Annotated in this window: 7 protein-coding genes; all 7 read left to right on the top strand. The window is 61.4% G+C overall.

Going from position 1 to position 8,767, the window contains the following annotated elements:
• The coding region (gene sucB / locus CORTU0001_RS02345) for a 2-oxoglutarate dehydrogenase, E2 component, dihydrolipoamide succinyltransferase (RefSeq protein WP_005327100.1) at positions 1 to 1,076 on the top strand (1,076 nt) is incomplete at its 5' end.
• 293 nt (positions 1,077 to 1,369) lie between these two features.
• A complete protein-coding gene (gcvP, locus tag CORTU0001_RS02340; RefSeq protein WP_005327098.1) occupies positions 1,370 to 4,213 on the top strand; it encodes an aminomethyl-transferring glycine dehydrogenase in 2,844 nt (947 codons plus the stop codon).
• Positions 4,214 to 4,215: 2 nt separating this feature from the next.
• Entirely contained in the window at positions 4,216 to 5,328 is a 1,113-nt protein-coding gene (gene gcvT, locus CORTU0001_RS02335) for a glycine cleavage system aminomethyltransferase GcvT (protein WP_005327096.1), read from the top strand.
• A 36-nt stretch (positions 5,329 to 5,364) separates the two neighbouring features.
• Positions 5,365 to 5,757: a glycine cleavage system protein GcvH gene (gcvH, locus tag CORTU0001_RS02330; protein WP_005324433.1), complete on the top strand. Its 393-nt coding sequence runs from the start codon at positions 5,365 to 5,367 to the stop codon at positions 5,755 to 5,757.
• Positions 5,758 to 5,837: 80 nt separating this feature from the next.
• Positions 5,838 to 6,641, top strand: coding sequence for a lipoyl(octanoyl) transferase LipB (gene lipB / locus CORTU0001_RS02325; RefSeq protein WP_005327095.1), 804 nt, complete (start codon positions 5,838 to 5,840; stop codon positions 6,639 to 6,641).
• Between the two features lie 127 nt (positions 6,642 to 6,768).
• Positions 6,769 to 7,833: a lipoyl synthase gene (gene lipA, locus CORTU0001_RS02320; RefSeq protein ID WP_005327094.1), complete on the top strand. Its 1,065-nt coding sequence runs from the start codon at positions 6,769 to 6,771 to the stop codon at positions 7,831 to 7,833.
• Positions 7,834 to 7,914: 81 nt separating this feature from the next.
• Positions 7,915 to 8,700 carry a DUF4191 domain-containing protein gene (locus CORTU0001_RS02315; protein ID WP_005327093.1) on the top strand — a complete coding sequence of 262 codons (786 nt, stop codon included), beginning with the start codon at positions 7,915 to 7,917 and terminating at the stop codon, positions 8,698 to 8,700.
• Positions 8,701 to 8,767 lie beyond the last annotated feature (67 nt).

Genomic DNA, 8,767 nt, shown 5'->3' with positions numbered 1-8,767 from the left:
TGCCACAGGAAGAAAAGAAGGAAGAGCCAAAGGCAGAAGAAAAGGAAGAGAAGAAGCCAGAACCAAAGGCTGAGGAAAAGAAGGAGTCCAAGCAGGACTCCTCCCTGAACACCTCTGCCAAGGTCAACAATGGCGACAACGTTCCTTATGTCACCCCACTGGTACGCAAGCTGGCTGAAAAGCACGGCGTAGACCTCAACACCGTTGAGGGCACCGGCGTGGGCGGCCGCATCCGCAAGCAGGACGTGCTCGCCGCTGCTGGCGAGGGCGATGCACCTGCCAAGTCTGGCGCACAGTCCGATAACTCCCCGCGCGCTCGTTGGTCCACCAAGTCCGTGGATCCGGCCAAGCAGGAGCTCATCGGCACCACCCAGAAGGTCAACCGCATCCGCGAAATCACCGCCGCCAAGATGGTCGAGGCGCTGCAGATTTCCGCGCAGCTGACCCATGTCCAGGAAGTCGACATGACCGCCATCTGGGATATGCGCAAGAAGAACAAGCAGGCGTTCATCGACAAGCACGGCGCCAACCTGTCCTTCCTGCCATTCATCGTGAAGGCTACCGCCGAGGCTCTGGTCTCCCACCCGAACGTCAATGCGTCCTACAACCCAGAGACCAAGGAGATGACCTACCACTCGGATGTCAACATCGCTATCGCCGTTGACACCCCGAAGGGTCTGCTCACCCCGGTCATCCACAAGGCACAGGACATGACCCTGCCGCAGATCGCTCAGCAGATTGCAGAGCTGGCCGATAAGGCCCGCAATAACAAGCTGAAGCCGAACGATCTCACCGGTGCTACCTTCACCGTGACCAACATCGGTTCCGAGGGCGCCATGCTCGATACCCCGATCTTGGTTCCGCCACAGGCCGGCATCCTGGGCACCGCGGCTATCGAAAAGCGCCCGGTCGTTGTCAACGAGAACGGCCAGGACGCCATCGCCATCCGCCAGATGTGCTACCTGCCATTCACCTACGACCACCAGGTAGTTGACGGTGCGGACGCAGGCCGCTTCATCACCACCATCAAGGATCGCCTGCAGACCGCTGACTTCCAGGCAGACCTCGAAGTCTAAAGGTTCTATCGCCGCTTAAAGCCTCTTATCCCCACTGCGGGGCTAAGAGGCTTTAGCTATGTCTGGGGTGCCAAGTGGGGGTGATGGATCCAAAATCACCGGACTAATCCATCCCCTTTTATTCGAGGTGTTGAGGGTGCCTTGCCCCTAAGCCCATGGTGAGCGCACTAGGCGCAGTTCTATACAGTGACGCGCTGCATAAAAGTTTCCAAAGCGGGATCGGCTCACCCATTGTTAAACATATAATTGGGGCGGTTACAGCCACTGTCCCCCTATTAAGGAGTCTCACTGACATGGAATTCATCTCCCGCCACCTAGGGCCGGATTCTGCGGAGCAGGCCACCATGCTTGCGAAGGTAGGCTACGACAGCGTGGACGCGCTGGTCGATGCCGCCATTCCCTCAAAGATCCGCGCCGCAGAACTGCCTCAGCTTCCTGAGGCACTCTCGGAAGATGAAGCGCAGGCTACATTGCGGGAGTACGCCAACCAGAACACCGTGCTGAAGTCCTTCTACGGACAAGGCTTTTCTGACACCCTCACCCCTGCGGTCATCCGCCGCGGTTTATTGGAGGATGCGGGTTGGTACACCGCCTATACCCCGTATCAGCCAGAGATCTCCCAGGGTCGTCTTGAAGCGCTGTTGAACTTCCAGACCATGATTGAGTCCCTGACCGGTCTGCCCATCGCCAATGCATCCTTGCTGGATGAGGCCTCCGCCACCGCGGAAGCCGTGGGACTTATGTCCCGCGCGGTAAAGAAGGGTCGCCGCGTGGTGCTGGATTCTCGCCTGCACCCGCAGGTACTTACCGTCGCCGCGGAGCGTGCCCGCGCGATTGACCTCGAGGTAGAAATCGTGGACCTGCGCGAAGGCCTCGTGGGCGAGGATCTCATCGGCGCGGTAATCGCCTACACCGGTACCGAGGGCGATCTCTTTGATCCTTCCACCATCATCGAGGAGCTGCACACCCGCGGCGCACTAGCTACCGTGGCCACCGACCCGCTTTCGCTGCTCCTGCTGGAGGCACCTGGCTCGCTGGGCGCCGATATTGTGCTCGGTTCTTCCCAGCGCTTTGGCGTTCCGCTCTTCTTCGGCGGCCCGCACGCTGCGTACATGGCGGTCACGGAAAAGCTCAAGCGCCAGATGCCTGGCCGCATCGTAGGCGTGTCCAAGGACGCGGATGGTCGCCCCGCTTACCGCCTAGCGCTGCAGACCCGCGAGCAGCACATTCGCCGTGAACGCGCTACCTCCAATATCTGTACTGCGCAGGCACTACTGGCTAATGTCGCCTCCATGTACGCCGTCTACCACGGCCCGCAAGGCCTCAAGGCCATTGCCCAGCGCGTCCACGCGCTCGCTTCCTCCTTTGCGCAGGCCGTCAAGGATGCCGGAAAGCAACTCGTGTCCGAGGACTTCTTCGATACCGTTACCGTCGCCGGCGTAGACGCCGCCACCATCAAGGCTGACCTCCAGAAGGAGGGCTACCTCGTGCGCACCATTGGCGAGGACAAGGTATCGGTGTCCTTTGGTGAGTCGGCAACCAAGGAGGACGTCGCTAAGCTCGCCCAGGCCTTCGGCGCCGAAACTGCTGAGGCGGACTTTGCTCTGCCGGAGAACCTGCAGCGTGGCGAGGAGCCACTCCAGCACGCGATCTTCAACCGCATCCATTCCGAGACCCAGATGCTGCGCTACCTGCGCAAGCTGGCCGATAAGGACTTGGCGCTCGACCGCACCATGATTCCGCTGGGCTCCTGCACCATGAAGCTCAACCCCACCGCCGCCATGGAGCCGATTTCCTGGCCGGAGTTTGCAGGCATCCACCCCTACGCACCAGAGGAAACGACCGCCGGTTGGCGCGCCTTGGTAGAAGAGATTGAGGGCTGGCTGGCCAAGGTTACCGGCTACGCCAAGGTCTCCATCCAGCCCAATGCCGGCTCCCAGGGCGAGCTGGCGGGTCTTTTGGCCATCCGCCGCTACCACGTAGCTAATGGCGATAACGAGCGCGATGTAGTGCTCATCCCAGCTTCCGCGCACGGTACCAATGCAGCCTCGGCAACGCTGGCTAACCTGCGCGTTGTTGTGGTCAAGACCGCCGAGGATGGCTCTATTGACCTGGCGGATTTGGATGACAAGATTGCCAAGCACGGCAACCACATCGCCGGCATCATGGTGACCTACCCCTCCACCCACGGTGTCTTTGATCCGGAGGTCCGCGACGTATGCGATAAGGTCCACGCGGTGGGCGGCCAGGTCTACATCGACGGCGCGAATATGAACGCGCTGACCGGCTGGGCCCGCCCAGGCCAGTTCGGCGGCGATGTTTCCCACCTCAACCTGCACAAGACCTTTACCATTCCGCATGGCGGTGGCGGCCCAGGCGTGGGCCCGGTCGCAGTGGCCGAGCACCTCATCCCCTTCCTGCCCACCAACGCCGCGGATCCGCAGCTGGATGCCACCACCGCTACCCCGGTAGGTCAGGGCGTACCAATTACCAATACCAAGTATGGCTCGGCGGGTGTGCTGCCGATTTCCTGGGCGTACCTTGCTATGACCGGTGCGCAGGGACTGGCCCAGGCCTCCGCCCACGCGATTTTGGGCGCGAACTACCTGGCCAAGTCCTTGGAAGATTCCTTCCCTGTGCTCTACATCGGCAACGCTGGCTTGGTGGCGCACGAATGCATCCTGGATCTGCGCGCGCTTACCGACGCCTCCGGGGTCACCGCAGCTGACGTAGCCAAGCGCCTCGTGGACTTTGGTTTCCATGCCCCGACCCTCGCCTTCCCGGTGGCCGGAACCCTCATGGTCGAGCCCACCGAGTCTGAAGACTTGGGCGAGCTGGATCGCTTCATTGAGGCCATGCGCACCATTCGCGCGGAGATCCAAGAGATCATCGACGGCGAGGTTTCCTACGAAGGCTCCGTTATCCACCACGCACCATTTACCGCGGAGTCCATCGGCTCCGATACGTGGGAGTTCTCCTTCAGCCGCGAAAAGGCCGCGTGGCCCGTGAAATCCCTGCGCCACAGCTACAAGTACTTCCCGCCGGTGCGCCGCATCGACGAGGCCTACGGCGACCGCAACCTGGTCTGCAGCTGCCCACCACCAGAAGCTTTCGACATCGACGATTCTGAGGAGTAACCATGACCGAACTACTCACCTCCCCACTCCATGCCGAGCACGACAAGCTCGGCGCCACCTTCACGGCCTTCGGCCCGTGGAACATGCCCTTGAAGTACCAGAACGAGCTGGACGAGCACCGCGCGGTGCGCAGCACCGCTGGCCTCTTTGACCTATCCCACATGGGCGAAATCTGGGTCAATGGCGCCGACGCCGGCAAGTTCTTGTCCTATGCCTTCATCTCCAACTTCGAGCCCCTCAAGGTGGGCAAGGCCAAGTACTCCATGATTACCGCTGAAGACGGCGGCATCATCGATGACCTGATTACCTACCGCTTTGAAGAGGACAAATTCCTCGTCGTCCCGAATGCCGGCAACGCCGATACCGTATGGGACGAGCTCAACAATCGCGCCGAGGGCTTCGATGTGACTCTGAAGAACGAGTCCCGGGACGTCGCCATGATCGCCGTCCAGGGCCCTAAGGCCGCAGAAATCCTCGTGCCGCTGGTAGAAGACAATAAGCAGGACGAGGTGTATAACCTCGGCTACTACGCTGCCACCATGGGCAAGGTAGCGCGCACCTTTGCCATTATCGCGCGCACCGGCTACACCGGTGAGGATGGCTTCGAGCTCATCGTGTATAACTCCGATGCCCCACAGCTGTGGGAGGAATTGCTCAAGGCCGGTGCGGAATACGACCTCAAGCCGTGCGGCCTTGCCGCCCGCGATTCCCTGCGCCTCGAGGCCGGAATGCCGCTCTACGGCAACGAGCTCTCTCGCGATATCACCCCGGTAGAGGCGGGCATGGCGCGTGCCTTTGCCAAGAAGGAGGCCGATTTCGTCGGCGCCGAGGTCATCCGCCAGCGCGCCGCCGAAGGCCCACAGGTGGCGATCACCGGCCTCACCTCCACGCAACGCCGCGCCGCGCGCGCCGGAGCCGAAGTATTCGTGGGAGACAAGAAGGTCGGAACCGTCACCTCCGGTCAGCCTTCCCCCACCCTGGGACACCCAGTGGCCATCGCGCTGCTGGAAACCAGCGCCGGACTCGAGCCCGGCGCCGAAGTCGAAGTAGAGATCCGCGGCAAGCGCTATCCTTTTGAAGTAACCGCGTTGCCGTTCTACAAGCGCGATAAGTAAACATCATCTCAACCAGCCCGAAAGGACTACACCACCATGGCTACCCTTCCACAAGATTTCTCCTACTCCGAAGACCACGAGTGGGTCAACGCCACCGCTGACGCCGTCGCAGGCGCTACCGTGCGCATCGGCATTACCTCCGTCGCTGCCGATCGCTTGGGCGAGGTTGTCTTTGCCGAGCTGCCGGAGGTAGGCGATACCGTCACTGCCGGCGAGTCCTGTGGCGAGGTGGAATCCACCAAGTCCGTCTCTGACCTCTACTCCCCTGTCACCGGCACCGTAAAGGCCGTCAACGAGGCCGTGCACGATGACTACGCCGTCATCAACAACGACCCGTTTGGTGAAGGCTGGCTCTTCGAGGTCGAGGTAGATGAGGCAGGCGAGCTCATGGATGCCGCCGCCTACGCATCCGCTAACGGCTTGGACTAATTCGGCCCCACGCGGGAGGGTGTGCCACGCGCATCCTCCCGCTTTGCTTTGCCCGCCGCACCAGAGGAAACTTTGAGGCTATGACTGCACCACGCGATCCTTTCTTCCCCGCCGAGCGCTCTATCCGCGCCTCCGATAAGCCACTAGAGGTCCGTTTCTTAGGCCGAATGGACTACCAAGAGGCGTGGGACTACCAGGCCGAGGTAGCGGCCGCCCGCGCCAAGGGCGAGCAGGGCGACGTGGTGCTTGTGGTTGAGCACCCCAATATCTATACCGCAGGCAAGCGCACCCAGCCAGAGGATATGCCCGATAACGGCCTGCCCGTTATCACCGTGGACCGCGGCGGGCGCATTACCTGGCATGGCGAGGGCCAGCTGGTCATCTACCCGATTATTAAGCTGGCTGAGCCTGTCGACGTCGTCGACTATGTACGCCGCTTGGAGGAAGCCACCATCCAGACGGTTCGCCAGATGGGGGTGACCACCGCTGGGCGCATCGATGGCCGCTCGGGGGTTTGGGTTCCTTCCACCACCCAGGCCAAGGATCCGGCTGCCCCGAAGCGCGACCGCAAGATTGCCGCCCTGGGCATCCGCATTACCCGCGGGGTGACCATGCACGGCTTGGCGCTCAATTGCTGCAATACGCTGGAGTACTACGACCACATCGTGGCCTGTGGCATCGACGACGCCGACGTGACCACCCTGTCCCTAGAACTGGGCCACCAGGTCACCCTCGAGGATGCCACCCAGCCGCTGTTGCAAGCGCTGGACGACGCCCTCTCGGGCCGCCTCATCGTTGCCGACCACACCTTCGGCTCAGCCCCGGATCCCACGAAGCTGGCCAATGAAAGGGCACGGGAGAGGCGTCGGCAAGCGCGGCAGTAGCCCTCGTTCGGGGCTGGCGCGGAATAGGATGTGACTGCGGCGACATATACCTAGAAGAGCTATTAGCCATCACCACCATCAACCGATAAAGTGAGTTTTTGTGACTGTAAAGCCTGAAGGACGCAAGATGCTCCGCATTGAAAAGAAGAATGCGGAGTCACCCATCGAACAAAAGCCACGCTGGATTCGCAACCAGGTCCGCACCGGCCCGGGCTACGAGGACATGAAGTCCCGCGTGGCCGGCGCTTCCCTGCACACCGTGTGCCAAGAGGCAGGCTGCCCGAATATCCACGAGTGCTGGGAATCCCGCGAGGCTACGTTCCTTATCGGTGGCGATAAGTGCACCCGCCGCTGCGACTTCTGCGATATTGCCACCGGCAAGCCGGAGGAACTCGACCGCGACGAGCCGCGCCGCGTGGCCGAAAACATCCGGGAAATGGACCTTAACTACACCACCATTACCGGCGTTACCCGCGACGATCTTCCGGATGAGGGCGCTTGGCTCTACGCCGAGGTCGTGCGCAAGATTCACGAGCTTAACCCGCACACCGGCGTGGAAAACCTCACCCCGGATTTCTCCGGCAAGCCGGACCTTTTGGAAGAGGTCTTTGAGGCCAAGCCAGAGGTCTTCGCCCACAACCTGGAAACCGTGCCGCGCATCTTTAAGCGCATCCGCCCGGCCTTCCGCTACGAGCGTTCCCTGGACGTTATCCGCCAGGCCCACGACTATGGCCTGATTACCAAGTCCAACCTGATTTTGGGCATGGGCGAGACCGAGGATGAGGTCGAGGAAGCATTGCGTGACCTGCGTTCTGCCGGCTGCGATATCATCACCATCACCCAGTACCTGCGCCCCGGCCCGCGCTTCCACCCGATTGAGCGCTGGGTGCGCCCAGAGGAATTCGTGGCGCATTCCAAGCTGGCCAAGGAGCTCGGCTTCGGCGGCGTCATGTCCGGCCCGCTGGTGCGCTCGTCCTACCGCGCCGGCCGTCTCTACGTGCAGGCCATGGAAAAGCGCGGCTTCGAGCTGCCGGAGAACCTCAAGCACCTGGCCGAGACCTCCCAGGGCGCCACCGCCCAAGAGGCCTCCACCCTGCTGGAGAAGTACGGCCCCTCGGAAGAGACTCCAGTAACCACCCGCATGGCCAAGACCCCGGCTAATGCAAATTCGGCGGCGGCCACCATCCGCTAATCCGAACGTTTTCATAACGGCCTGCGCTTTTCGCGTGGGCCGTTTTAACATTTATGCCCGTTGACCTTTAAAGTAGGAGCCATGGCGAAAGATGACAAGGCAGCACTAAAGGCTGCAAAGAAGCAAGAACGCGCGGCCAAGCGCCAGCAGCGTAAGCAAACCTGGTCCCAAATGTGGCAAGCATTCAATATGCAGCGCAAGCAGGATAAGGCGCTTATCCCCATCATGCTGGGTGCCTTCCTGGGCATGGGCTTGCTCTTCTTCCTCATTGGCATGCTTTTTGGCGGCGAATGGTTCATGCTCATCCTCGGTTTGGGCATCGGCGCGCTGCTCGCTATGTTCCTCTTCACCCGCCGCCTTGAGCGCGATATGTACAAGCGCGTAGAAGACCAGCCGGGCGCTGCCGGCTGGGCGCTGGAGCAGCAGCTCCGTAATACCGTGGGCATCGTGTGGTCCGTAAAGACCGGCGTGGCCGCTACCCGCCAGCAGGATCTTATCCACCGCGTCATCGGCAACGCCGGCGTCATCTTCGTGTGTGAGGGCAATAAGAACCGCGTACGCCCCACCTTGAACCAGCTTAAGAAGCGTGTAGACAAGATCGCCGGCGGCGTTCCCGTCTACGAGATCTTCGTGGGCAACGGCGAGGACGAGGTTCCCGTATCCAAGCTGCGCAATAAGGTCATGAAGCTGCCGCGCAACTTCAATAAGAACGAAACCTACGAAAACATCCGCCGCATCGAGGCCATGGACTCCATGCCGGGTACCACCCCGGGCATGCCCAAGGGCCCAGTGCCTCACCAAGCGCAGAACATGGCCGGCATGAACCGCCGCATGCGCCGCGCCCAGCAGCGCAAGAAGAATAAGTAGGCGCCAAAAGCTAATCCCTGCCGCACCTTATGAGGTGTGACAGGGATTTTCTTATGCCCAGAAAAGT

Origin of the sequence: Corynebacterium tuberculostearicum SK141, from assembly GCF_000175635.1 — a bacterium.
Classification (GTDB): Bacteria; Actinomycetota; Actinomycetes; order Mycobacteriales; family Mycobacteriaceae; genus Corynebacterium; species Corynebacterium tuberculostearicum_C.
Note: the sequence above shows the minus strand (reverse complement) of the source record. Positions and strands in the feature narration are given on the sequence as shown.

Coding starts and splice junctions, on each gene's coding strand:
- gcvP (WP_005327098.1), top strand. CDS start 1,370: ATGGAATTCATCTCCCGCCACCTAGGGCCGGATTCTGCGGAGCAGGCC.
- lipB (WP_005327095.1), top strand. CDS start 5,838: ATGACTGCACCACGCGATCCTTTCTTCCCCGCCGAGCGCTCTATCCGC.
- CORTU0001_RS02315 (WP_005327093.1), top strand. CDS start 7,915: ATGGCGAAAGATGACAAGGCAGCACTAAAGGCTGCAAAGAAGCAAGAA.
- gcvT (WP_005327096.1), top strand. CDS start 4,216: ATGACCGAACTACTCACCTCCCCACTCCATGCCGAGCACGACAAGCTC.
- lipA (WP_005327094.1), top strand. CDS start 6,769: ATGCTCCGCATTGAAAAGAAGAATGCGGAGTCACCCATCGAACAAAAG.
- gcvH (WP_005324433.1), top strand. CDS start 5,365: ATGGCTACCCTTCCACAAGATTTCTCCTACTCCGAAGACCACGAGTGG.